Origin of the sequence: Rahnella ecdela (assembly GCF_019049625.1) — a bacterium.
Taxonomy (GTDB): domain Bacteria; phylum Pseudomonadota; class Gammaproteobacteria; order Enterobacterales; family Enterobacteriaceae; genus Rahnella; species Rahnella ecdela.
The window spans coordinates 26,093-51,837 of sequence record NZ_JAFMOY010000112.1; the positions used below are offsets into that span (position 1 = coordinate 26,093).

22 protein-coding genes are annotated in these 25,745 nt (G+C 53.5%); 12 read left to right on the forward strand and 10 right to left on the reverse strand.

Annotation, left to right across the window (positions count from 1 at the left end):
• The first annotated feature begins 679 nt into the window (after positions 1-679).
• Positions 680-2,833, forward strand: a complete 2,154-nt coding sequence (gene pqqU / locus J1784_RS05040) for a TonB-dependent receptor PqqU (RefSeq protein WP_217148295.1) — start codon at positions 680-682, stop codon at positions 2,831-2,833.
• A 189-nt stretch (positions 2,834-3,022) separates the two neighbouring features.
• Positions 3,023-5,422 carry a glucose/quinate/shikimate family membrane-bound PQQ-dependent dehydrogenase gene (locus J1784_RS05045; protein WP_217148296.1) on the forward strand — a complete coding sequence of 800 codons (2,400 nt, stop codon included), beginning with the start codon at positions 3,023-3,025 and terminating at the stop codon, positions 5,420-5,422.
• A 51-nt stretch (positions 5,423-5,473) separates the two neighbouring features.
• Here the strand turns inward: J1784_RS05045 and J1784_RS05050 are convergent, their stop codons facing one another.
• On the reverse strand, positions 5,474-5,932 hold the full coding sequence (locus tag J1784_RS05050; RefSeq protein ID WP_217148297.1) for an acyltransferase: 459 nt from the start codon (positions 5,930-5,932) through the stop codon (positions 5,474-5,476).
• A 35-nt stretch (positions 5,933-5,967) separates the two neighbouring features.
• Positions 5,968-6,621 carry a hypothetical protein gene (locus J1784_RS05055; RefSeq protein ID WP_217148298.1) on the reverse strand — a complete coding sequence of 218 codons (654 nt, stop codon included), beginning with the start codon at positions 6,619-6,621 and terminating at the stop codon, positions 5,968-5,970.
• A gap of 139 nt (positions 6,622-6,760) precedes the next feature.
• On the opposite strand from J1784_RS05055, the gene J1784_RS05060 reads away from it, so the two are divergent.
• The gene (locus J1784_RS05060) at positions 6,761-7,135 is read left to right on the forward strand and encodes a nuclear transport factor 2 family protein (RefSeq protein ID WP_217148299.1); all 375 of its coding nucleotides are present in this window, start codon (positions 6,761-6,763) and stop codon (positions 7,133-7,135) included.
• A 14-nt stretch (positions 7,136-7,149) separates the two neighbouring features.
• On the opposite strand, the gene J1784_RS05065 is transcribed toward J1784_RS05060, so the two are convergent.
• Together J1784_RS05065 and J1784_RS05070 are read right to left on the reverse strand one after the other, a co-directional pair.
• Positions 7,150-7,389, reverse strand: a complete 240-nt coding sequence (locus tag J1784_RS05065) for a DUF1272 domain-containing protein (RefSeq protein ID WP_217148300.1) — start codon at positions 7,387-7,389, stop codon at positions 7,150-7,152.
• A gap of 31 nt (positions 7,390-7,420) precedes the next feature.
• Positions 7,421-8,839, reverse strand: a complete 1,419-nt coding sequence (locus J1784_RS05070; protein WP_217148301.1) for an MFS transporter — start codon at positions 8,837-8,839, stop codon at positions 7,421-7,423.
• A 138-nt stretch (positions 8,840-8,977) separates the two neighbouring features.
• On the opposite strand from J1784_RS05070, the gene J1784_RS05075 reads away from it, so the two are divergent.
• Positions 8,978-9,886, forward strand: coding sequence for a LysR family transcriptional regulator (locus tag J1784_RS05075; RefSeq protein WP_217148302.1), 909 nt, complete (start codon positions 8,978-8,980; stop codon positions 9,884-9,886).
• 74 nt (positions 9,887-9,960) lie between these two features.
• On the opposite strand, the gene J1784_RS05080 is transcribed toward J1784_RS05075, so the two are convergent.
• Positions 9,961-10,131, reverse strand: coding sequence for a hypothetical protein (locus J1784_RS05080; protein ID WP_217148303.1), 171 nt, complete (start codon positions 10,129-10,131; stop codon positions 9,961-9,963).
• 1,065 nt (positions 10,132-11,196) lie between these two features.
• Positions 11,197-11,859, reverse strand: coding sequence for an exodeoxyribonuclease X (gene exoX / locus J1784_RS05085; RefSeq protein WP_217148304.1), 663 nt, complete (start codon positions 11,857-11,859; stop codon positions 11,197-11,199).
• A gap of 400 nt (positions 11,860-12,259) precedes the next feature.
• Here exoX and J1784_RS05090 point away from each other — a divergent pair, with 400 nt between their 5' ends.
• The 6 genes from J1784_RS05090 to J1784_RS05115 are packed head-to-tail and all read left to right on the forward strand — an operon-like array spanning position 12,260 to position 18,703.
• Positions 12,260-13,414: a mandelate racemase family protein gene (locus J1784_RS05090; RefSeq protein ID WP_217148305.1), complete on the forward strand. Its 1,155-nt coding sequence runs from the start codon at positions 12,260-12,262 to the stop codon at positions 13,412-13,414.
• 52 nt (positions 13,415-13,466) lie between these two features.
• A complete protein-coding gene (locus J1784_RS05095) occupies positions 13,467-15,110 on the forward strand; it encodes an ABC transporter substrate-binding protein (RefSeq protein ID WP_420803952.1) in 1,644 nt (547 codons plus the stop codon).
• A gap of 41 nt (positions 15,111-15,151) precedes the next feature.
• Positions 15,152-16,168 (forward strand): ABC transporter permease, encoded by a 1,017-nt coding sequence (locus tag J1784_RS05100; RefSeq protein ID WP_420803953.1) that lies wholly within the window; start codon positions 15,152-15,154, stop codon positions 16,166-16,168.
• Positions 16,165-17,070: an ABC transporter permease gene (locus J1784_RS05105; protein ID WP_120509671.1), complete on the forward strand. Its 906-nt coding sequence runs from the start codon at positions 16,165-16,167 to the stop codon at positions 17,068-17,070. Before J1784_RS05100 ends, J1784_RS05105 begins: the two co-directional genes overlap by 4 nt.
• On the forward strand, positions 17,042-17,908 hold the full coding sequence (locus J1784_RS05110; protein ID WP_217148307.1) for an ABC transporter ATP-binding protein: 867 nt from the start codon (positions 17,042-17,044) through the stop codon (positions 17,906-17,908). The genes J1784_RS05105 and J1784_RS05110 overlap by 29 nt, the downstream gene beginning before the upstream one ends.
• Positions 17,909-17,932: 24 nt before the next feature.
• A complete protein-coding gene (locus J1784_RS05115) occupies positions 17,933-18,703 on the forward strand; it encodes an ABC transporter ATP-binding protein (protein ID WP_112287454.1) in 771 nt (256 codons plus the stop codon).
• Positions 18,704-18,732: 29 nt separating this feature from the next.
• On the opposite strand, the gene J1784_RS05120 is transcribed toward J1784_RS05115, so the two are convergent.
• Complete coding sequence (locus J1784_RS05120) at positions 18,733-20,184, reverse strand: metal-dependent hydrolase family protein (protein WP_217148308.1); 1,452 nt, start codon at positions 20,182-20,184, stop codon at positions 18,733-18,735.
• Positions 20,185-20,245: 61 nt separating this feature from the next.
• Complete coding sequence (locus J1784_RS05125) at positions 20,246-21,013, reverse strand: IclR family transcriptional regulator (RefSeq protein ID WP_195817918.1); 768 nt, start codon at positions 21,011-21,013, stop codon at positions 20,246-20,248.
• A gap of 437 nt (positions 21,014-21,450) precedes the next feature.
• Between J1784_RS05125 and J1784_RS05130 the strand changes: the two genes are divergently transcribed.
• Positions 21,451-22,773: an MFS transporter gene (locus J1784_RS05130; RefSeq protein WP_217148309.1), complete on the forward strand. Its 1,323-nt coding sequence runs from the start codon at positions 21,451-21,453 to the stop codon at positions 22,771-22,773.
• A 46-nt stretch (positions 22,774-22,819) separates the two neighbouring features.
• A complete protein-coding gene (locus J1784_RS05135) occupies positions 22,820-23,707 on the forward strand; it encodes a helix-turn-helix domain-containing GNAT family N-acetyltransferase (protein ID WP_217148310.1) in 888 nt (295 codons plus the stop codon).
• Between the two features lie 6 nt (positions 23,708-23,713).
• On the opposite strand, the gene J1784_RS05140 is transcribed toward J1784_RS05135, so the two are convergent.
• Entirely contained in the window at positions 23,714-24,514 is an 801-nt protein-coding gene (locus J1784_RS05140; protein WP_217148311.1) for an IclR family transcriptional regulator, read from the reverse strand.
• A 16-nt stretch (positions 24,515-24,530) separates the two neighbouring features.
• Positions 24,531-25,730 carry an aminotransferase class V-fold PLP-dependent enzyme gene (locus tag J1784_RS05145; protein ID WP_217148312.1) on the reverse strand — a complete coding sequence of 400 codons (1,200 nt, stop codon included), beginning with the start codon at positions 25,728-25,730 and terminating at the stop codon, positions 24,531-24,533.
• Positions 25,731-25,745: the final 15 nt, after the last annotated feature.

The window sequence follows — 25,745 nt, forward strand, 5'->3', positions numbered from 1 at the left end:
CTGAGCGGGGAGAGGCGGGTGTGGAAACGTTTTCCCTGGACGGGTTGTGGATATTTTAAACAGCAGAATGAACTTTGGATTTATATCTTTTGTAAAGACGCGGCTGTTTCATTACACGGAACAGATTGAGTGAAAAAACGTCAGAGAATATTCTCCTGTCTTAAAATAGTGGTCTATATTTATTCTGACTCTGGTTTATCTTGGCCGGTTTCGAAAGACGAAAGCTGAATTATCAAACCGTAAGCGGCGACGGATTAATTGACTCATGGAACATTTTTACTAATGGGACTAATCCTTTAATATCAAATAATTACTTATAATGTAACCGTTGCCATTTACAGCCAGATAAAACCTCATTTTTTATCCGGCGAATTTTCAAATGAAAGCCGGATTTTATTTTTTTCGGGAATAAATACGGGATCTGGTCAATTAAGCCACGAAGTTTACGCGGGGATTTAATTGAAAAGCCGGTTCTGATGCACACTGCGTGCGGTATTTTGTTAAAAAGTTATATTTGTAAAGTTGCGTATGTACTAACAGGAAGAAAAAATCTATAGTGAGCCCCCTTACGGCTCTCAATCAGATCGGTCGATTTATGTCTACTTCTAATGTCTAAAATTGAGAGTTGTGTCGAATTTTTTGACCCAGCCTTTTAACACAAAACAAAAGAACTCATAAAGTGAACGCCAAAACCTCTGCTTTTATCATCACGTTCTTGTCATTTTTGTACCCGGTTTCAGTCAGTTACGCGCAATCAGCGACCGACGCCTCTAAGAGCGATACGGACGATTCATCAGACTCTTCATCGCTGATGATCATTAAACGCGAAATCAGCGGCGGCCTGTCCGAACTCGATACCCCTGCGGCAGTCAGCGTGGTAGATGGCGACGATTTCAGAAACAGTAAAGCGCAGGTCAATCTTTCTGAAAGCCTCGGCAGCGTTCCGGGTTTACAGGTGCAAAACCGCCAGAACTACGCGCAGGATTTACAACTTTCTGTGCGCGGCTTCGGCAGCCGTTCGATGTACGGCGTGCGCGGTGTGCGTATTTACGTTGATGGGATCCCGGCCACCATGCCGGACGGGCAGGGGCAGACCTCCAATATTGACCTGAACTCGGTGGAGCGCGTGGAAGTGCTGCGCGGACCGTTCTCGGCGCTGTACGGCAATGCTTCCGGCGGCGTGGTGAACGTGGATACCCAGACCGGTTCGCAGCCTGCAAAACTGGAAGCGGGCACCTATTTTGGCAGTTACGGCTCATTCCGTAACAGCGTAAAAGCCAGCGGCGCAACCGGCGACGGCACGCACGCGGGTGATGTGAATTACCTGATTTCAGGTTCACGTTTCACTACCGACGGCTACCGCGACCACAGCGGTACGCAGAAAAATCTCGGCAACGGCAAGCTGGGCGTGCGCATTGATGATGCCAGCACACTGACGCTGATGTTCAACAGTGTTTCCGTTGATGCCAACGATCCGGGCGGTCTGACCGAATCCGAATGGCATGACGACCCGACGCAGGCAAAACGCGCCGATCAGTACAATGCGCGCAAATCGCTGGATCAGACTCAGGTCGGCCTGCGTTATCAGCGTCAGATGGGCGAAAACGATGAGTTCAGCCTGATGACCTATCACGGTGAGCGCCACACCACGCAATACCAGACCATTCCGGCTGCCTCGCAGAAAAATCCGCTGAACGCGGGCGGGGTGATTGTCCTGGAACGTAAGTATTCCGGCGTAGATACCCGCTGGAAACATGACGATCAGATAGGTTCTGTGCCGTTCTCCGTCACCGGCGGTCTGGATTATGAAACCATGACTGAGCGCCGCTTCGGTTACGAAAATTTCAATGATGAAGGCGAGCTTGGCGTGAAAGGCGACGAACGTCGCAATGAAAAGAACGTGATGTGGAATCTTGACCCGTATCTGCAAACCACGTGGAACCTGACATCCCGCTGGACGCTGGATGCCGGCGCGCGTTACAGCACCGTGAGCTTTGACTCGCAGGATTACTACATTACCGGCAGCAACCCGGATGACAGCGGTTCGCGTCGCTATCACAAGCTGCTGCCGATGGCCTCACTCAACTTTGCGGTGACGCCAGCGCTGAACACCTATATCTCAGCCGGTCGCGGCTTTGAAACACCGACGATTAATGAGCTTTCCTATCGCACCGACGGCAAGTCCGGACTGAATCTGGGGCTGGAACCTTCGACCAGCAACACGGTTGAACTGGGCAGCAAATGGCGCGTCGGCAATGGCTTAGTTACGGCGGCGGTTTTCCAGACTGATACCGATGACGAGTTAATTGTTGCAGAAAGTGTCGGCGGAAGATCGAGCTATACCAACGCCGGTAAAACACGCCGTCGCGGACTGGAATTGTCGTTAGATCAGCAGATTGAAGAAAACTGGCGCGTAAAAATGGCCTGGACATTACTCGATGCCACCTTCCGCAACGAGACCTGTGGCGCGGGAGATTGCACGCCAGCAGGCAACCGCCTGCCGGGTATCGCACGCAACATGGGCTACGCTTCACTAGAGTGGGCACCGGTTGATGGCTGGCATGCAGGCGCAGATGTGCGCTACATGAGCGACATCGAAGTGAATGACGAAAACAGCGAACAGGCACCGGCGTATACCGTCGCCAGCGTGAATGCGGGTTATCGCTTCAACTGGAATAAAGTGACGCTCGACCTGTTTACCCGCGTCGATAACCTGTTCGACAGAAATTACGTCGGTTCGGTGATCGTCAATGAAGGCAACGGGCGCTATTTCGAACCGGCGCCTGGCAGAAACTACGGTGGCGGCGCTACGCTTTCTTATAGTTTCGAATAACGTTTAGTCAGTAAGTTCTGCCCGTACGTTCAGTCAGCAGAACAACGAACCACGCGGTGCTGCCTGTTATCTGCACTTTTTAAGCAGGGCAGCACCTGCAAGGAATGACACCCGGTGAGAACCGGATGTTCTTGAAGATTCGGGTCGCCCTGAATCGACGATTATAAAAAATCAGTAAGGTCATCAACTATGGAAACGAAAGCCTCGTTATCACGCATCGTCGTCATAATTACCGCTTTGTTCGCCGCGTTAAGCGGGATTTATCTTCTTGTCGGCGGTATCTGGCTGGCAAAATTAGGTGGTTCTCTTTATTACATTATTGCCGGTGTCATTTCGCTGGTTACCGCGTGGTTGCTGTATCGCCGTCGCTCTTCTGCATTACTGCTGTACGCCATTTTCCTGTTCGGCACCACCGTGTGGGCTGTCTGGGAAGTGGGCACAGACTTCTGGGCACTGACGCCGCGTTTAGACGTCACTTTCTTCCTGGGCCTGTGGATCCTGCTGCCGGTTGTTTATAACCAGATGCTGGCGAAAAATGCCTTCGCACGCGGTGCTCTGGCACTGTCTCTGGTGTTCACTGTGCTCGTGCTGGCGTACTCCGTCTTCAACGATCCGCAGGAAATCAACGGCACCATTAAAGCTGCTGATGCTGCACCTGCTGCGACCGATTCCGGCGTTCCCGCCAGTGACTGGCCGGCCTATGGCCGTACTCAGGGCGGTACCCGTTACTCGCCGCTGAACCAGATCAACGACAAAAACGTCAGCAAACTGGATGTGGCATGGACCTTCCGTACCGGTGACCTGAAGACCCCGAACGATCCGGGCGAAATCACCGACGAAGTGACGCCAATCAAAATCGGCGACATGCTTTACCTGTGTACGCCGCACCAGAAGCTGTTTGCTCTGGATGCCGCGACCGGTAAAGAAAAGTGGAAGTTCGATCCTGAGCTGAAACCAAACCCAACCTTCCAGCACGTGACCTGTCGCGGTGTGTCTTATCACGAGACAACGCCTGCAGCACTTGGTGATGCGGCTAACGGCGCAGCGCCTGCTGTGTGTTCACGTCGTATCATTCTGCCAGTTAACGATGGTCGTCTGTTCGCACTGGATGCTGAAACCGGCGCACGTTGCCCGGCATTCGGTAACAACGGTGAGCTGAACCTGCAAGGCAACATGCCTTACGCAACACCAGGTCACTACGAGCCAACTTCACCGCCAATCATCACGAAATCTGTGATCATCGTGGCCGGGGCGGTTACTGATAACTACTCTAACCGTGAGCCTTCCGGCGTTATCCGTGGCTTCGATGTTGAAACCGGTAAACTGCTGTGGGCCTTCGATCCGGGTGCCGCTGATCCGAACAAAATGCCTGCGGATGGTCAGCACTTCACACCGAACTCCCCGAACTCATGGGCACCTGCGTCTTATGACGACAAACTGGATCTGGTTTACCTGCCAATCGGCGTGGCAACACCGGATATCTGGGGTGGCAACCGTACTCCGGATATGGAACGTTACGCGAGCGGCCTGCTGGCGCTGAATGCGACCACCGGTAAGCTGGCGTGGTTCTACCAGACTGTTCACCACGACTTGTGGGATATGGACGTTCCGGCGCAGCCGACTCTGGCTGATATCACTGACAAGAACGGCAACAAAGTGCCTGCGATTTATGTACCGACCAAAACCGGTAACATCTTCGTGCTGGATCGCCGTGACGGTAAGCTGATTGTTGATGCACCTGAAAAACCTGTTCCGCAAGGCGCAGCGAAAGGCGACCACGTTTCTCCGACTCAGCCGTTCTCCGAACTGACTTTCCGTCCGGAAGCGAAACTGACCGGTAAAGACATGTGGGGCGCGACGATCTACGACCAGCTGATGTGTCGTGTTATCTTCCACAAACTGCGTTATGAAGGCACTTTCACACCGCCATCCGAGCAGGGCACTCTGGTGTTCCCGGGGAACCTCGGTATGTTCGAGTGGGGCGGTATTTCTGTAGATACTGACCGTCAGGTAGCTATCGCTAACCCGATTGCACTGCCATTCGTGTCAAAACTGATCCCACGCGGCCCTGGCAATCCTATGGAGCCAGATGCGAACGATAAAGGCGGTTCCGGTACTGAGACGGGCATTCAGCCACAGTACGGCGTGCCATTTGGCGTAACGCTGAACCCGTTCCTGTCTCCGCTGGGCTTCCCTTGTAAACAGCCTTCATGGGGTTACATTTCCGGCGTTGACCTGAAAACCAACGATATCGTGTGGAAAAAACGTATCGGTACCGTGCGCGACAGCTCACCATTACCGCTGCCGTTTAAAATGGGTATGCCAATGCTTGGCGCACCGATTTCTACCGCCGGTAACGTGTTCTTCATCGCAGCGACCGCAGATAACTACCTGCGCGCATTCGATATGAGCAACGGTGACAAACTGTGGGAAGCACGTCTGCCAGCGGGTGGCCAGGCGACGCCGATGACTTACTCTGTGAACGGTAAACAATACGTTGTTATCGCAGCAGGTGGTCACGGTTCGTTCGGCACCAAACTGGGTGATTACATCATCGCTTACGCACTGCCAGACGCTGACGCTAAATAATTAGCCGAAACGTTTGAAACTGAAAGGCCGCGAAAGCGGCCTTTTTTATGGCTACAGCGCCCGCAGCCATCGTGCGGGATTCCCGGCGTACACGCCTTTTTCGGTGATGTCTTTCGTCACCACGCTGCCTGCACCAATCACTACACCATCGCAAATCGTGACGCCCAGAATGGTCGCGCCGCTGCCAATGGAAACACCGTTACCCACGTGGATCCTGGCCCATGAATCACGGTCTGTATTAGGTTTTCCCGCCTCAAACATATCGTTCGCAAACATCACGCCGTGGCCGATAAAGCAGTTTTCACCGACAGTGACATATTCACAAATAAAGGTATGCGACTGGACTTTTGTCCCCCGTGCGATGGTGGTATTAGCCTGAATTTCAACAAAGGGGCCGATAAAAACGTCGTCCCCGAGCGTGCAATCATACACATTCGCGGGTTCGTATATCACGACATTCTGACCGGCATTAACATTGCGGATTTGTACGTTGCGGGAGGTTTGAGGCATTTTTTATCTCCTGGCATAAGCTTAGCTTGTTATTCTCAGTGCCCGCCTTTTGCACAACCCGTCACTTGCGGATAATTGCGGCAAACCAGCATGAGTTTAACTTTCGGTTCAAAGCCTTTGTCCAGCATGCATTGCTGAACTTTTGCAGCTTTCAGGACGGTCGGAACGAAAGGAACCGAGCCCAACGGTTTCGGGTATCCGCATTCATACATCACCTGTAATGCGAGCTTGTCATTCTCAGCTGCGTGCGAAAAATGCCGTGAGGCACCCGCTTTACGCCAGCTGATGAGTTGGTATTCATTCCGGCCTGAATCCGGTTTGATCGGATGAAAACCCTCATCAGCGACAAAAGGCAGCGCTTCGAGCTGTCGCTGACTGAGCGGGTGACCCTGTTGTTTCTCGATGCAGGCAGGGGTGTTTTTGTAGTAATCGCAAATGTGAAAACCCCCCTTATAGGTAAATCCTTTCCCCTCCATGCACTGGTAATACAGCACCGATTCATTATCGGTAAAAGAAGGTTCCGGCCCCGGCAGCGGGACGCCGCATTGCCCCATCGCAACACGCGCATCATCTATGGTGCTATTGGGGCGCTGCCACTGCGTTAAATCAGGCGGAGGGGGGCATCCGGTGAGCAGAAAAACCGAACCAATCAGTGCAGATGAAGAAACCAGAGAAAAAGAGCGAGGCATAAAAATCCTTTATTTATAATGATGATATAAACGTCCTTAATTCCCGGCAGGCTCAGGGAGCGAAAAGGGAAAGCATAACTTTAGTCCAGTATCTGGTAACCGACGGATTTTTACATCGCGGGAGAGGAGGAATAACACGATGAATGAGGTTCTGGAAGAGATAAAAGCGCTGGAATGCAGCCTTCATGGTGTCAGACGTACAGATGAAAAGTGGCTGGAGAGAGTTTTACATCCGGACTTTAGGGAAATCACGCGCTCCGGACGGATGGTCGACCGGCAACAGACGGTGGCGTCGCTGACTGCTGAAGCACAAGAATTAAACCTCGAAGCGGACGATTTCCATCTACAGATGCTTAATGAAGATTGCGCGATCCTGATGTGTAAAACCTTTACGCGCGCGGGAAATGAAAAGCAGCGTTATACGCTGCGTTCCTCATGCTGGAAGAAAGTTGTGGGAACCGGCTGGCAAATGATTTTCCATCAGGGCACGCCAGCAGCTGAAACTGTGGCGTGACACTTTTCGCGGAACTAGGAAGCACAACCTTCTGGCTTAAAGACCCGTGTGGTGGACGCTGGATTGTTTGCCAGTTTATTGGCCGGTCTGCGCGGTCGGGCAACCAGTTCTCCGCCGCAATTCGGGCATATCCCGCTGAGTTTATCTTCGGCGCAGGGCACGCAGAATGTGCATTCAAACGAACAAATTCTGGCGTCACCAGCAGGGGGCAAATCAGTGTTGCAACACTCGCAGTTGGGTCTCAGTTCCAGCATAGAATTTATCCTTAATCCGTACAGGTAGGTTTCAGCCATTCTGCAGGTTCGCAGCACTCTTTCGCAAGCGGCTCACGCTGATTACAATCGCCAGCACCGTCGCAATCACGGCGCCCCACAGACTTAACTGCACGGCGTGAGCTTCCTGAAGGGTATTTTGGGCGGCGAAGACTGACAAGATAACCCCGACAAGTGCGGCGCCGAGGCACTGGCCAAAGGTGCGCATGATAGCCAGTACGCCGGATGCATAGCCGCTGTTTTCACGCGAAGCGTTGGAGAGCATTTCGCGGTTATTCGGGCTCTGGAAGCAACCGAAGCCCACCCCGCAGATAAAGCTTCTCAGGCCGATATCCCAGACTTGCGCATGTTCTGGCAGTTGCGCCAGCAGTAATAATCCCACCGCAAAAACGCACAGTCCGATGGTGGAGATAATAGCCGCCGGAAAACGGTCGGCATAACGTCCGGCATGCGGCGCGGCCAGAATGATCCCCAGCGGCCAAGAGGTGAAAAGCAGCGCGGAGACAAAAGCGCTATAGCCGTACACGCTCTGGAAGAGGAACGGCAGCGCGACGAAGGTGATCCCCTGACTGACAAATGATGCCAGAGACGTCAGCGCCGCCAGTGTAAAGCGAGAAGAGGAGAACATGCCTAACGGCAGCAAGGGTTTAGGTGCGCGGCGCTGACGCCACACAAAGGCCATACCGGAGATCACCGCGATAAGCCCGAAGGAGAGGGCGGTGATAAGTTCGTGAGCACCGGGATGAGAGAACGAATCTGCCGCCATAATCAGCGCACCGAGCGCAACGGCTGACAGCACCGCACCGGAAACATCAAACGGAGATTTCGTCGCAGCCGGATTAGCCGGAACCACGCGCAGGGTGAGGATAATGGCAATCACCCCCAGCGGAATATTAATGGCGAACAGCCATTGCCAGCTCATCGCCGACAGTATGGTTCCGCCCAGCACCGGCGCTATCGCCGTGCTGGTGGCGATAATCAGCGCGTTCAGGCCAAGGATGCGCCCGAGCAGCCGGTTGGGAAAAACGGAGCGCAAAATGGCCGGTCCGATACTCAGCGTGGCGGCTGCGCCGACGCCCTGAAGCACCCGCATGACGATCAGCACATCGAGAGAAGATGACAGTGCGCAGCCCAGAGAAGCCAGGGTAAACACGCTCAGTCCGGCGGTAAACAGTGAGCGAAAGCCGATGTGGCTGGCAAGCGCAGCGAAAATCGCCAGCGTCATAGATGCTGAGAGCAGATACCCGTTCGATACCCAGACGGCAGCCCCCGAAGAAATGTTCAGCGCCCGTGCGATTTGCGGCAGGGCAATATTGACCATCGAGCCATCGAAAACGGCCATCGTTGCCATGGTCATGACGGCGGCCATCGCCAGCCCGCGCTCGCGCCCTGGTAATCCTTCGTCGCCCGGTTTATCAGAAAATAATTCCATTACGCTTCACTTCTCTTTTTTGCTGTTGAGTGCAGCAACTATACCTGCGGGTAACAGAGTGCGGAAGGCGCAGCATCTGCACTTAATACCTGCACGAGACGCCTTATATTAGCCTGAAAAACAGGCTACACTGCCGCGATGACTGAACCTGATCTGAATTTACTTATTGCGCTTGATGTGCTGCTGGCTGAAGGCAGTGTGGCCGGTGCTGCGCGGCGTCTGGGATTGAGCGCTTCGGCGATGAGCCGCACACTCGGTCGCCTGCGTGATACCACCGGCGACCCGCTGCTGGTGCGCGCCGGACGAAATATGGTGCTGACGCCTTACGCGGAGGAAATCCGCCAGCGCACGCAAAATGCGGCCTTTGAGGCACGCGCGCTGTTACGGCCATCCTCCGCAGATTTTAATCTGGCCACACTTGAACGTACTTTTCTGATCCGTTCCAACGACGGTTTTGTGGTGGCCTTTGGTGCCGCGATGATTGCCGCCGCCGCGCAAATTGCTCCTTCTGTGTGTTTGCGATTTATGCCAAAACCAGAAAAAACGTCCAATGCGTTGCGGGAAGGTCGGGTCGATCTTGAGATAGGTGTTTTAGGCGACATGGGTCCGGAAATTTGTTTACAGACATTGTTCTGCGACAGATTTATGGGCGTGGTGAGAAAAGGGCATCCGCTGGCGGCTGAGAAAGAGCTTACCGCGGACGATTATGTGTCTTTCGGGCATGTTGTCGTGTCGCGGCGTAACAAAACCTACGGGCCGGTGGATGACGCGCTGGCCGAAGTGGGATTGAAACGAAAAATCGCCGCCATCGTGCCGGGGTTTTCTGCCGCGCTGGCGATTGCCCAACACTCCGACCTGGTGGCGCTGATCCCCGCCTCGTTCCTTATCGCTGAGCTAGACCGTTTATATGTGTTTGAACTGCCAGTAAAAACCCGGGAAATCACTATCTCTCAGATGTGGCATCCGCGTTCAGAGGTCGACCCCGCGCACCGTTGGCTGCGACAGCTGGTGCTGAATGTGAGCCGGACGAGCATGAATAAGGGATAAGATATCTACTCTGCCATTGAACAGCAGGCATGAATGCTCCGATTTCCTTTAACAGAAGGTCCCTGGATGAAATATCACCCTTTTACAGCAGCCTTAATATCATTTTGAAAAGCCTCTCCTTTAGACAAAAGACTTTCTTTCTTAAGGTCTTCGGCACTTTTTACTGCTACAAGCATGTAATAAGGGGGCGCGTCGGTGCACTTAAGCCGTGAAAAAGCGTATTCATAATTCTGGGGTATAGCCATTCTGTAATCACCTGGTCCCACAGTTATAAATAGAGCGCCTGGCCTGCCTGGGATTACCATGTATTGTTTGTTGCAATAGAAAGTTGTCCGTGAATCGAGAGGCATTGTCCTGTGGAATACATATTTCATGACGATATTGGTGTTAACGGTATAAGCAATGAAAACTATGTAGCCGATACTAAAACATGTCAGGAATATAGTGGGTGCGTGTTGCTTAGGTAGGAGGCGTCTCCCAAAGCGAAGCCGTTTCTCTTTGAGGTTCAATGACATGAGAGGTAATGTTATAAACACAAAGAGCGCGCTAAACATAAGGCTGTAGAGTAGGGCTGCGTAACCTAATACACTGACTTTATTGACTGTTTGCTCATAGGGTATATCACTTGCCTCCATCATTATGCTTCTGGCCAGAAAGTAACAATAGGTGGAAATCAAAATCCAGGAAAATTTCAAAACATTCGTGGAGAATTTTATGATTAATTTATATTTTTCGTCGAGATGTGATATCAGGTAATAAAGTGAAAAGTACATGCTCAACAGAGTCACGACACTGAGCGTCCCTATCATTGTCGCGGATGCGGAATGCCAAAATTTTATTACGACGCAAGTGATGAAAAAAGAGCAAATTGAGCTGAGGCTCAATAAACTGATTATTTGATTTTGAGTATAGAAAAGCCTGGCCTTCCTTGGCTGTTTTTTGAAAAACTTTCTGGTAAATAACTCCCGGATCTTACTCCGTGGAATTTTTTTCCAAATAAAATAACCTAAACAAGCCAGAACACCTGTTATTGCAATGATATTGAATAAATAATTGTTTCTCGGGGTTATGACTAAAACAGAAAGATAAATAAGAATGACTTGCAAACGAAAAGCTAAAGTTAAAAGCGATGCTTTGGATTTTTGCATTGAACGGATCAACTCCCTCTATGGTTTGTGCCGGGTGAAGGTTTAAGACAGCATTTGCTCAATTCAATCGCTCAGCTGCGATTTTGACCACTTTTTACCGGCTACCTCAGGTTAGGGTAACCGGCGGTGAACAGATGCCGGGAAATATCATAAATTCAGAGGTTATTGCCCTTCCAGATAATGTTTTAAAGTCAGGCGTAAATCAGGGGGTAATTCCTTGATGTTATTCAGCATCCAGCGCAGATAACCCGGATCATCTTCGGCGATTTCTGCAATTTTCTTCCCGCGATATTTTCCAAACATCATGGTGCTGACCAGTGCCGGGCGGCCGGTAATAGTCACCATTTCTTCCGGTGTCCAGCCGGATTCATCCATAATACGGATGAGTAACGCGGCCGTGATATAGCAGTCAAACAGCGCGCGGTGATGATGCAAATCGGCAGGTGTGGCCACTTCCAGCTTAAGGGATTTATAAAGCGCCATATTGCTGTACTTAATCCCCGGCCATAAACGACGCGCCAGTTTCACGGTACAAATCCATTCACCTGACAGTTCAGGCAGCATACGCTGGTCAAAACTGGCGTTGTGCGCAACGTAATACTGGCTGCCGTGATAACGGGGAATGATCTCCTCAATCCACGGTTTATCGGCCACCATCGCTTCGGTAATTTTGTGGATAGCCATCGCCTGATGACCGATTGGGCGGTCAGGGCGCACCAGATCACTCATCGGATTAACGATCTTCCCGTTTTCGATATCTACGGAGGCCACTTCCACCACGCCACCCTGCAATCCGCAGGTTTCCGTATCAATAACACGCAACATTTTGTACTCCGGCTGATCACCAAACTCTTTCTGATAAGGCTAGCCTAACGGAATGAACTCCCGGTGCCCACTTCTCTGATCACAACTTTTTGCATCACATACAAGCGGGTAATTTCACCCCACATTTACTCCGTCTATTTCTTGTACAGATCACACTTCCCGTCGCTTTCGTGAAAATGCTCACATTCCCCCGTGCAGATGCCCAAACAAACGCGGAAATTTTCGGCTTTTAGCCGTGGAAATGCATCTGAAAACTGGTTAAGTTCAATAATGAAACGCTATTTTATTATTGTTGGATTGTGGTTTCGATGAAGTGTGAGAGGGCTCACATAGCGGAAGAAACAGCAATTCCGGCGCGCCCTGAAGGGCGTTAACTCACTCAGTAATGGCAGGTATCGCTGTGAAAATACGTTCTGTTGAAGTTTCTGTTTTTACTTATCCGACCCGTCGCGTTTCTGACAGCGCGGGTCATTCGCATCCGGGTGAAGAAAGTCAGGCAAAAATGGCGATGCTGACCATCACGACTAACGAAGGCGACTGCGGCTATTCGTTCGCGCCGCCTGAAGTTGTGCGTCCGCACGTCGTGAACGCCTTTTTTAGAAAAGTATTGGTGGGCCAGAATCCGTTCGACCGTGAACGCCTGTGGCAGGATCTGGTTCACTGGCAGCGCGGCAGTGCGCATCAGCTGACCGAAAGGGCGCTGTCGTTTGTCGAACAGGCCTTGTGGGATTTGATTGGCCGCAAACTCAAGATGCCGGTGCACAAATTGCTGGGTGGATTCCGCGAAAAGGTTCCGGCGTACGGCAGCACTATGTGTGGCGATGAGCTGAAAGGTGGATTATCGACGCCGGATGAATTCGGCCAGTTTGCTGAAAAGCTGGTGGCGCGTGGTTATCAGGCCATCAAGCTGCACACCTGGATGCCGCCGGTGGCGTTTGCGCCAGACCCCAAAATGGACATCAAAGCCTGCGCCGCCGTGCGTGAAGCGGTCGGACCGGACATTGAACTGATGCTCGACGGCTATCACTGGTACAGCCGCAGTCAGGCGCTGACCATTGGTAAAGCGCTGGAAAAACTCAACTTCGCGTGGTTTGAAGAGCCGATGGAAGAAGAGAGCATGGCGTCCTACGCGTGGCTGGCGGAAAACCTGTCGATTGACGTGATCGGGCCGGAAAGTCTCGGCGGTAAACATCACAGCCGTGCGGACTGGGTGAAAGCCGGTGCCTGCGACATTTTACGTGCCGGAGCTAATGGCGTCGGCGGTATATCGCCGTGCATGAAAGTCGCCAGTCTGGCAGAAGCCTTTGGCATGGACTGCGAAGTCCACGGCAACGGCGCGGCGAGTCTGGCAGTGGTCGGTGCCATCCGCAACTGTCGCTGGTATGAACGCGGGCTGCTGCATCCGTTCCTTGAATATGACGAACCGGCGGCGTACCTGAACAGCATCGTCGACCCGATGGACGAACAGGGTTTTGTTCATCTTTCTGACCGCCCTGGCCTGGGTGAGGACATCAATTTTGATTACATAGAAACCCATACCGTCAGCCGCGACTGACCTGCGGGCAGATAAAAATAATAAACCTCTGACTCTACCCGGAAGGTACATCATGAACTCTGGCAAAACGTGGGGCGCGTGGATATTCGCGCTCCTGCTGATGGCCGCTGGCGGGACGGCGCAGGCGAAAACGCCCCCCGACCAGCTGATCATCGGCATGAACATGAATAACCTGTTAACGCTCGACCCCGCAGCGATGACCGGCAATGACATTGTCGGTATCGTGGTCAATCTTTACGACCCGCTGATTGAGCTCGACCCGCAACAACTCACCAATGTGCGACCGGCGCTGGCGACCTCGTGGGAGGTCAACGACGCCCGCAATCTCATCACGTTTCATCTGCGCGACGGCGTGAAATTCCACTCGGGCAATCCGGTCACCGCCGACGATGTGGTCTGGTCGATGCGCCGCATTCTTCATCTGAATCTGGCGCAGGCATCCGTGTGGAAATCCTATGGTTTCAGCAAAAAGAATGTCGATGAAATGGTGCGATCGCCGTCTCCAGGTATTGTCGAAATTCAGCTACCTAAACCCAACGATCCGAAACTGGTGATTTATTCGCTGGCGGCGCTCGGCAGCGTGGTGGCGTTAGACCGCAAAACCGTGCAGGCCCATGAAGTGAACGGCGACTGGGGCAACCGCTGGCTGACCACCAACGAAGCCGGTTCCGGACCGTTTCGTCTCGATAACTGGCAGGCGAAAGACGTGCTGAACATGAGCCGTAATCCGCTGTACTGGCGTGGCGAACCGAAATTATCGCGCGTCGTCTTCCGCCATTTTCAGGAGTCCCAGACCCTGCGCCTGATGATTGAAAAAGGTGACCTGGATATTGCCAATAACATGGCGGTATCGGACGTTACCGCACTCAGCCATGACCCGGCGATGCAGGTCGATCAGGTGAAAAAAGGCACCATTTATTACGTGGCGATGAGCATGAAAGAGCCGCATTTCGCCAACCCGAAAGTGCGCGAGGCGGTGCGCTATCTGATTGATTATCAGGGCATCGGCAAAGCACTGATGAACGGTTACGGCATTGTGCATCAACGGCCGATTCAGGTTGGAATGCCTGCGACGCTGCCGGATCCCGGTTACCAGCTCGACATCCCGCGCGCCAAAGCCCTGCTGGCAGACGCCGGTTATCCCGACGGTTTTGATACCACGCTGCGGGTGCTGGCCGATCAGCCGTTCCTCAATATCGCGATTGCCGTGCAGTCCACGCTGATGCAGGCGGGCATTCGCGCCAAAATCGTTACCGGCACCGGCAACCAGATTTACGGCGCAATGCGTGAGCGTAAGTTCGACATGCTGGTCGGGCGCGGCGGCAGTGGCGTGGAACCGCATCCGCACTCCAGCCTGCGGGCGCTGGTGTATAACCCCGATAACAGTGACGCCGCGCGATTAACCAATTTTCAGGGCTGGCGCACCGGTTTTTACGACAAACAGCTGAATGCGGATATCGATCATGCGCTGCTGGAACGTGATCCTGAAAAACAGAAGCAGGATTACTTCGCCATTCAGGAACGCTACGACGCGCTGATCCCGGCGCTGGTGCCGGTCTCGCAGATGGTCGATTCCATTGTGGTGCGCAGGGACGTCAAAAACTATCTGCCGCACCCTTCCGCAACCACGTTCCTGCGCGACGTCTGGAAAGATGATCCCGCTGACGCCCAGCCAACCGGAGGTAAAGGATTATGACCATGCAAATTCCGGCACCTGCTTCAAAGCAAACGGCGCGGATGTCGTTCCCTGCCGGACGTATCGGCAAACGGCTGACGCAGGTGGCGGTCACGCTGTTCGGCCTGCTGTTGCTGACGTTTTTTATCGGCCGCGTGATGCCGGTGGATCCGGTGCTGGCGATTGTCGGACCGGACGCTGACCACAGTACCTATCAGCAGGTTTACCATCAGCTCGGTTTTGATAAGCCGTTGTGGACGCAGTTCGGCATCTACCTTTCCGGGCTGGCGCACGGCGATTTAGGCAATGCGCTGCTGACCGGTAAACCGGTGACGCAGGACATTCTTCGCGTGTTCCCGGCCACGATGGAACTGGCAACGTTGGCGATCATTCTCGGCGCAGGCGTCGGCATTCCGCTTGGCGTGCTGGCGGCAGCAAAACGCAACAGCATCGCGGATTACGTGGTGCGCATCATCAGTCTGGCCGGTTATTCCACGCCAATATTTTGGGTCGGTATGATGGGTTTACTGGTGTTTTACGCCTGGCTCGGTTGGGTCGGCGGTGCCGGGCGGGTAGATTTCAGCCTCGACGGACAGGTTACGCGCCACAGCGGATTTATGCTGATTGACGCGCTGATCGCCGGAAACTGGGAGGTGTTCCGCAATGCGCTCAATCACCTGATTTTGCCCGCGTCTCTGCTGGGTTTTCACTCGCTGGCTTACATCAGCCGTATGACCCGCAGCTTTATGCTGGCGCAACTTTCGCAGGAATTCATCATCACCGCCCGCGTGAAAGGGCTCAGCGAATGGCATGTGCTGTGGAATCACGCGTTTCGCAACATTCTGGTTCAACTGCTGACCGTGGTGGCGCTGGCATACGGATCGCTGCTGGAAGGCGCGGTGCTGATTGAAACCGTGTTTTCGTGGCCGGGTTTTGGTTCGTACCTCACCAGCAGCCTGATGCTGGGCGACATGAACGCAGTGATGGGCTGTGTGCTTGTGGTCGGCATGATTTTTGTGGTGCTGAATTTGCTCTCTGACCTGCTGTATCAGGTCTTTGATCCGAGGACAAAAGTATGACGATTTCCCTCGATTCCGTCACGCTCAGCGCGGGCGACGAAAAACGTCAGCGCGTGAAAAGGGCGTTTGGCCGCGTGGGTCATTTCCTGTGGCAGATGGCCTGTAATCCCCTGACAGCCATCGGTGGCGCGATAGTTCTGGTGCTGATGATTGTGGCGATTTTCGCGCCGTGGATCGCGCCGTTTCACCCGCTGGTGCAGGATTTAAACAACGCGCTCAGCCCGCCGTCGGCGGCGCACTGGTTCGGCACCGACGAGTTTGGCCGCGACATCTTCAGCCGTCTGGTTTATGGCTCGCGCATCACGCTGTACATCGTGTTGCTGGTGTCGGTCACCGTCGGGCCGCTCGGGTTGCTGCTCGGCGTCACCGCCGGTTATTTCGGCGGCAAAACTGACATGGTGCTGATGCGCGTCACTGACATTTTCATCTCGTTCCCGAGTCTGGTGCTGGCGCTGGCGTTTGTCGCTGCATTAGGTCCGGGGCTCGAGCATGTCGTGATCGCCATTACGCTCACCGCGTGGCCGCCGATTGCGCGTCTGGCACGTGCCGAAACCCTTTCGCTGCGACAGGCCGATTTTATCTCAGCGGTGCGGTTGCAAGGTGCGAGTCCGGTGCGGGTGTTATGGCGTCACATTGTGCCGCTGTGTCTGCCGTCGGTCATCATCCGTATCACCATGAATATGGCGGGAATAATCCTGACCGCTGCCGGTCTGGGCTTTCTCGGACTCGGTGCGCAGCCGCCGGATCCGGAGTGGGGCGCGATGATTTCCAGCGGCCGTACTTACATGATGGAGTGCTGGTGGGTGGCAACCATTCCCGGTCTGGCGATCCTGATTAACAGCCTGGCGTTCAACTTTTTAGGAGATGGCCTTCGTGACATTCTCGATCCCCGAAATGACTGACGCTCCGGCGTTACTCGATGTGCAGGATTTGCACGTCAGCTTTGTGAATGGTCGTCAGGTGACGCAGGCAGTTCGCGGCGTGTCGTTCCAGCTCGGGCGCGAAAAACTGGCGATTGTCGGTGAGTCGGGCTCGGGGAAATCCACCGTCGGTCGTGCGTTATTGCATCTTCATCCGTCAAAAGCACAGATCACCGCCAGCAAAATGCAGTTCGCTGATGTGGATTTGCTGCGTGCCAGCCCGAAGCAGATGCGTCAGGTACGTGGCAAACGGATTTCAATGATTATGCAGGATCCAAAATACTCACTGAATCCGGTGCTGTGCGTGGGCGATCAAATTGCCGAAGCCTGGCGTTCGCACCACAAGTGTTCGTATCAGGATGCCAAACGCAAAGTGCTGAATATTCTGGACGTGGTGCGCATCCGTGATCCGGAACGTGTGTACGGCCTGTATCCGCACGAGATTTCCGGGGGACAGGGGCAGCGCATCATGATAGCGATGATGTTGATCACCGACCCGGAAATGGTGATTGCCGATGAGCCGACGTCGGCGCTCGATGTATCGGTGCGTTTACAGGTGCTGGCGCTGCTCGACGACCTGGTGAAAACGCGCGGTCTGGGGCTGATATTTATCAGTCACGACATCAATCTGGTGCGCAGTTTCTGCGACCGTGTGCTGGTGATGTATGCCGGACGCATTGTGGAATCCATCGCCGCTACCGATCTGGATAACGCGCAGCATCCTTACACGCGTGGCCTGCTCAATGCGTTGCCGGATATGGATAACCGCCGTTATCCGCTGCCGGTAATGCAGCGTCAGGCCAGCTGGCTGACCGAATAAGGAGCCGACATGACGTATAAAACCATGATTGACGTGCGCAACCTGAACCTGACGTTTGGTGAAGGTGCGAAAACCACGCAGGTGCTGACCGACGTGAATATCGCCGTGCGCGAGGGTGAGATTTTCGGGCTGGTGGGGGAATCCGGTTCCGGCAAAACCACGGTGCTGAAATGTCTGGCGGGACTGTTTACCCACTGGAAGGGCGAACTGGAAATCGACGGTCAGCAGCTCGAACACCGCATCGGTCGCGACCGTTGTCGTCTGGTGCAAATGGTGTTTCAGGATCCGTACGGGTCACTGCATCCGCGCCATACTATCGGCGATATTCTGGAAGAGCCGCTGCAAATCCACCGCATCGACCAGCGGGATCAGCGTATTAATACCATTCTGGAAAAAGTCGGCCTCAACCGCGCTTTCCGCAGCCGTTATCCGCATCAGCTTTCCGGCGGACAGCGCCAGCGTGTGGCGATTGCGCGGGCGCTGATCCTCAAACCGCGCGTTCTGTTGCTTGACGAACCGACCTCTGCGCTGGATGTCTCCGTGCAGGCGGAAATACTCAATTTGCTGTTCGATCTTCAAAAAGAGGAAGGGCTGACATATTTGATGGTTACCCACGATTTGGGGGTGATCGCCCATCTTTGCCAGCGCGTCGCGGTCATGAAATACGGCAAAATTCTCGAAACGCTGGAAACCGATGCGCTGCTGCGCGGCGATATCACCGATGATTACACCCGCGTGCTGGTCGATGCCAGCCGCGACTATAGCCGGGAAATGGCGGCGAAAGTGATGTTGTAGGATGGGGACTGGCAGTATTTCCCCGTCTGTTACAGCGTATTTTTCATAACATTTCCGTCTTTCACAATAACGCGGAACGCTTCTTCCGGCCGGGCGATAAGCTCAATATCTGTCAGCGGATCGCCGTCTACTACGATCATGTCTGCCAGCGCACCCGCTTCAATAACGCCCAACTTACCGGGGTACGGATTGCGGGGGCCGGAGAGGGCGCATAGCTCGGCGTTCACGCTTGTGGCCATTTTCAGGATCTCCACCGGGGTGTACCAGCGCACCAGTTTGGCTAACTGCGCGCCCTGACGGGTGGCGAGATGCGCGTCAAACAGGGTATCCGTGCCCCAGGCGGTTTTGATGTTGTATTTTTTGGCAAGCTGGTAAGCCGTATCAGTCCCCGCAGACATCACAAGCTGTTTGGCGCGCGATGCAGGCGTCGCCATCGGCACCGCATCTTCATCATCGAGGAAAGGTTGCAGACACCACCATATATGCTGTTGCGCCATCAACTGCACCGTGTCTTCATCCACCAGCTGGCCGTGTTCAATGCACTTCACGCCCCCTTTGATTGCCATCGACACCGCCCGCGCCGTGTAGGCATGCACGGTCACGTACGTCCCCCAGTTTTCAGCAGCAGTCACCGCCGCCTGAATTTCAGGCACGGATCCTTCGGTGACGTCGATACCGTCATACATCGAGGCGACGCCACCCCCCGCCATAAACTTCACCTGAGATGCGCCGCGCATCAGTTGCTCGCGCGCCCGCAACAGAACCTGATCAGCCCCATCAGCGATCGCCGTAATCCCGATCCGTTCAATATAACTCAGGCTGTCACCGGGTGTGCGCGGCACTTCATGCAGAAGCCGGAAATCGCCGTGTCCGCCGGTTTGAGAAATAAAAGCGCCCGAGGGATAGATACGAGGCCCCGGCGTTATCTGTTCATCAATCGCCCGTTTCAGGCCAAAGACAGGGCCGCCCATATCGCGTACGGTGGTAAAACCACGCAATACCGTTGCCTGCGCTTCCGCAATTGCCAGCGCCTGAATGTAGTTAAAATCAGCTGTCATGGCGGTCATCATTGACGGACGAGCCATGACAGCATGCCAGTGGGCGTCAATCAACCCCGGCATCAGGACTCCGCCCGCACCATCAATTACCGTGGTGTCCTGAGGTAACGGCGTGCCCGCCGGTTCGACGGCCTTAATCACATTACCTTCGATAATCACCTGCAAACCCTCGCGCAGTCCGTCAGAAACACCGTCGAAAATCCGCACATTAATGAATGCTTTGAGGTGCGCAGATGTCGCCGTTGTGGCCTCACGGGGGGATCTCTCACCAGGCAGTGCCGCGGAGACCGTTGCAGCGGTGATGGGCGGTGCTTTTGCGGCTTCACGGGTGAGTACCGTGTTGATGCGGACAAAGGCCGGGCTGTGGCAAAGACAGGCTTCAGAATGTTCGTGAGCCGGATAATTCAGAGGTGTCTGTCGCATAACGCAATGTTCCTCAGCAGTCAGTTCTGGCAGGTATGTTTCGAAAACAGTCAGGTATGGGTTACTGATAAAAATTCACGTCTGGCATCGCGCCTAACGCTTTCTCAATCCGTGCGCGGGCGGCGAGCAGAATGTGGACAGTCTCTTCGCGCTTTGTCTCTGTTGCCCTGAATACGGGGATGGAAATGCTCAGCGCCGCGATAGTCTTATTGCGTTGTTTCAACGGGATTGCGCAGCATATAGTTTCCTCATTAATCTCACGGTTATCCACCGAATAGCCGCGGATTTTGACATCTTCCAGTTGCTCCCGCAGTGCCTCGACGGAGCGGGTACTGTAGGGCGTCAGGGGCGTGAATCCGTCCGGATACCATTTCCTGATTTGCTCATCGCTGTATTCACAGATGAGTGATTTACCCAGCGCCGAAAAAATGGCGGGCAGGCGGGTACCAATGTGAGAGGCAAGTTGCACCGTCTGTTCTGCCTGTACTTTGTTGATATATAGCACGTCCGCGCCATCGAGAATGCCCATCTGACACACTTCATTGCACTGTTTAACCATGTCGCTCATCTCGTTGTAAACGAGCGTCAGCCAGAAAGACCTGTCGAGGAAGGAACGTGAAAGCATCGAACAGGCGATACCCGGAGAATAAAGCTGCGCAGCGGCCTCGTAACTGACGTAGCGCTTTTCCACCAGCGTTTTCAATATGGGAAAGATGGTGCCTTTCAGGCTGCCGGTTTTTTCAGAGAGTTTGGTTAACGACATGCCTTTATTTTCCGCAGCAAGTGCTTCCAGAATTTCCAAAACCCGCAGGGTAGGCTTATGTTCCATGATGCTAATTTTTCTCATAAAGAGGCAGATAACTTCATTCTAGGGTTAAAAACTCACCGCGTAAATTCTTAGGGAATTTCCCTCTGTGCGCGCCATTCACTCTGCATGCTGTGTCCTGCGCGTTTGTGACAGGTCTCAAACTCTGACGAAAAAGTCAGCGTCTGCAACGCTGTTATTTACAAAAACGCAACAGAATAATCTAAATAAAACAACAGATTAAGAACTATTTCGTAACCGTTTTATCAAATTTGACTCAACTTGGCACGTGGCTATACTCGGCTTGTTTGTATTTATATACGTAGTTTGTATATATGAACTAATAAACATCAATACATCGTGCAACGGGCGCAGTGCGGCAAGTGAGAAGGTTCAGAAATGATTTATGCCTGTAAAGCACCTGAATGGAAAAATATTCTGACGACGATTAAGGAAGAACAATGGCTAAACTCGCGCAATATTCCAATCCTCATCTGAACTCCGCGATAAGTAAATCCTGGAAACGCCTCGTTCCCATTATGTTCATTATGTATTTTGTCGCCTTTATTGACCGGGTAAACATTGGCTTTGCCAAAGACGCGATGAAACTGGATATCGGCTTATCAGAACCGGCATTCGCACTGGGCGCGGGGATTTTCTTCGCTGCTTATGCGCTGTTCGGCATACCGGCCAACCTGATCCTGAACAAAATCGGCGCACAAAAATGGCTGAGTATTACCACGGCGATCTGGGGGCTGCTTTCGGCCATGACCGGGTTCGTCACCAATGAAACCGAGTTTATTATTCTGCGTTTTTTGCTTGGTCTCGGGGAAGCAGGGTTCTATCCGGGGATCCTGCTACTGGCCTCGATTTACTTTCCAAATAAAGTGCGCGGATCGGTGATCGGCATCTTCGTGCTGGGCGTGCCTTTTGCGCTGACGTTAGGCTCGCCGATATCCGGCGCGTTGCTGGAAATGCACGGGCTGATGGGGCGTCCGGGCTGGTTCTGGATGTTTGTGATTGAGGGGCTTCCGGCGTTTATTCTCGGGATCTTCGCCTATTTCTATCTCGATGATAATCCCTCAAAGGCCCGCTTTCTGAATCAGCAGGAAAAGGACGCGCTGAATGTGCAGCTGGAATCGGAGCGGCGGAAAACAGAAACCGGATCGGTGCGTGCGGCGTTAAAAAATATCAAAGTCTGGCACCTCGCGCTGGTGTACGGCACTATCCAGATTTCGGTGTACGGCCTGATGTTTTTCCTGCCTTCTCAGGTCGCGTCATTAATGGGTGAGAATCTCGGGTTTAAACAATCGCTGGTCGCGGCGATCCCTTGGGCATTTTCAGCCGTCGGCGTCTATTTTATTCCGCGAATCGCTGACCGCAATCCCGCTTATCGTGTGGCAATATCGGTGATGTGCATGGTGGCCGCCGCGGCCGGTCTGGCGGTTTCTGCGTTTGCCAGCCCGGTCATTGCCATCGCCGCGCTGTGTTTAAGTGCGGTCGGTTTCCTGTCCGTTCAGCCGATTTTCTGGACTTTCCCGCCGCAATTGCTTAGCGGTTCCGCTCTGGCGGCCGGTATCGGATTCTGTACCACAATGGGCGCACTATGCTCCTTCATGGCACCGATTATTCGTGTGGAGATTGACCGGATGATGGACAGCAGCACCGCCGGTCTGATTGCGTTGTCCGTCATCACGGCAGGGTGTGCACTGCTGATCAGCCTGTTACGTCACGCTCAGAAAACGGAGATACTCCGTGCCGGACCGAGTTCCTTGACAGAATAATCATGACCCTTTAGTTTGTTGATACCATCAACAATCAGGGTTAACCATGTCGGCCATTCATTCGATCCGTACCGAGCTTCGCTATCTTGTCCGAGAATTAGGGCTGCTGGATAAAAACTGTTTTGATTCGGGTTTATCCCTGACGCAGGCACATCTGCTGACCTATTTGTCTAAAAATGGCGTGACGCCTTTTGCTGAATTATGCCTGCAGCTGAGCATGGATAAAGCGTCACTGAGCCGAACGCTGAATGTGCTGGCGGATAAGAACTACGTTGAGACAATTGCCGGAACCGAAGATAAACGACTCAAAAGTTTTCGGCTGACGGAGGGGGGTATACAGAAATTAGCGCAAGCAGATGGCGCTGCGGATAACGCATTCTCATTTGTTAATGATGAAATGGAATTACAGGATGCGCAGGAAATAATAAAGGGATTGCGGACACTGAGAATAAATACCTTCCGGCGGAATGCTTCGCGCCATCCGCAAAGAATACAAATAGAAATCATGCGCGATCATTACCAGCCGGAAGTGATGAGGCTGTTAACTGAAACATTTTCACTGGAGCAGAATATTCCGGCGGAGCTGATTTCATTACCGCCACAGTTGAGTAGTCAGTGCTGGATAGTCCGGGCGGGGGAATATATTCTGGGCACGGTCGCTGGCTGGCAGGAAAATAGTCACTGGCACTGGGGAAGGTTTGCGGTAGATCCCTGCTATCGCGGAATGGGGATTGGTAAACAACTGGCGCGGGTTTCACTTGGCGAAATGTTAACGCAAACGGATAAAGTGCTGCTCGATGCGCGGGATTCAACGGTAAAAATCATCAGTGATCTGGGGGGCATCATTACCGGCCCGACCACGGATTTTTACGGAATGCCCATCACGCCGATGCGTCTGAAGAAAGAGGATTTTTTGGGTCCAGTGAATACTTAAAAATCCTCAGGCCAGCAGCGGCCGCCATCCCAGCCGGGTTTCAATCATTTTTGCCCCGTTTTGCGCCAGCGCCCGCAAGTCCGGGAGGGTCTGGTCAACCTTGCTGGCGGGAACGACAATTGAAATAGTGGCCCGGCATGCCCCGCTGCTGTCACAAATGGGAGACGCAATGCAGGCTACGGAGAAATCAGATTCGTTGGCCTGAATCGACAAACGATGTTCCAGTGCGGTGAACGCACTTTGCGCGAGACGCTGCGGATCGGTTTCGGCCTTGCCAGTGGGCGAGGGCGGTGCAGACGTTGTAAACAGTGCCAGCCTTTCTTCCAGGCTCAAATGCCCCACCAGCAGGCGCCCGGATGCGGACCAGTTCAATGGAATGCGCGTCCCGACGCGGGAGGCGACGTGAAAATGATCCCGTCCTTCGGCCATGGCCAGCACGACCATTTTATCGTCGTCACGGCCACAAATCTGGATCACTTCCCCGCATTGCTGGCTGAGGTTTTCCATCTCTTGTGTCGCCACGGTCAGCAAATCCAGATTACGGCCATAAGATAAGCCGTAGTAGTAAAGACGCGGGCCGAGCCATATCAGCCCATTCTTCTGACGTTCGAGCATCGATTTGTTGACCAAATCATCTACCACAGAATAGATGGTCGATAGCGGTGCGCCCACCGCTTTCGCCATCTCATAACAGGTCAGCGATTGCTGTTGCTGTTGCAGCAGGTCTAATACCTGTATCGCGCGATCAATACCGCTGGTGCGTGCTCGCCTTTGCTGTGGTGACTGATCTTCGTTTTCCTGGGTCATGTTTATCTCGTCGCGGTTAATCTGGCCAGCGTAATATGGACTGCTCTCGTTGTAACAGGTATTGCCCGAAATCGGTAATTATCGGTTCAGGCGCACGCTGCGCGTTATCGAGCTCTCCGGCTATCTTCGCAAGCACAATGTGTTCCTGCTCAGGATGGAGATTGCAGGGGTCGAGATAAAAATAGCCTAGTTCCGCCTGATGATCACGAACGATAACCGCCGGTTTTCCTGCCGCCAGTGCGCTGCTCAGATCCCAGGCGGTGATCTTAGCCTGCGCCGGGTCAACCTCAATTTTGCAGCGTGAAAGCGGATTTCCGGTCGGATCGGCTTCCAGGGAAACCCGGATACCTTTCCGGTTTTGCAGGCCGCTCATCCAAAGCGTCAGCGCCCGGTTCTCCCGCTCACGGATGGCGTGATGATTGCGCTTTTGCCACGCCTGTAACGCGGCAATCGTGCCATAAACGCTCTCCTTGCCCGCTTTCATACCGCGCGCGATACCGCGATTTTGTAACCAGGCGTAGCGCACCCAGGATTTTTTACCGGCCACAATGCCGGACGTCGGCCCCCCGAGAAACTTATGCCCGGAGTAAATCACGATATCTGCGCCCTCGGCCAGAAAACGCTGTAAATTGTACTCAGAAGCGGCATCCACAATAACCGGAACCCCTTGTTCGTGGGCAATCTGGCAAAAAAGCGCTAAGGGCAACTGCCCGTGATCGACAACGTGGTGCGACACGACGTACACCGCCGCCGCCGTACGTTCAGTAATACTTTGTCTGAGATGATAAGCAGAACACTGCGTCGCGTAACCAACACGCACACATTTTGCGCCGGTCAGACGGATGCCTTGTTCCACCGGTGCGCCATAGCTGACCAGATGACCCGCCTGTACCACCACTTCGTTTTTGAGCGTGCTGAGTTCCGGAAGTTGTTCGATAGCCAGCAGGTTGTCCTGAGTCAGGCAACCTGCGACCGCCATTGAAATTCCGGACGCGCAGGAAGCCGTAATAAAACCTGCTTCAGCCCCGGTCAGTTGCGCAATGACGCCACTGGCAAAACGCTGTAACTCTTCCATCCTGACGAATTCCGGCAGAATTTTCAGTATGGCGTCTATCGCCTCAGGCACGACAATAGACGAACCCAGATAGGTCATGGTTCCGGCCACGTTGACCACAGGAGTCAGCTGTAAGGCCTGTGCCAGTTCAGTATTTTTCATTTTTCCCGTTATCCC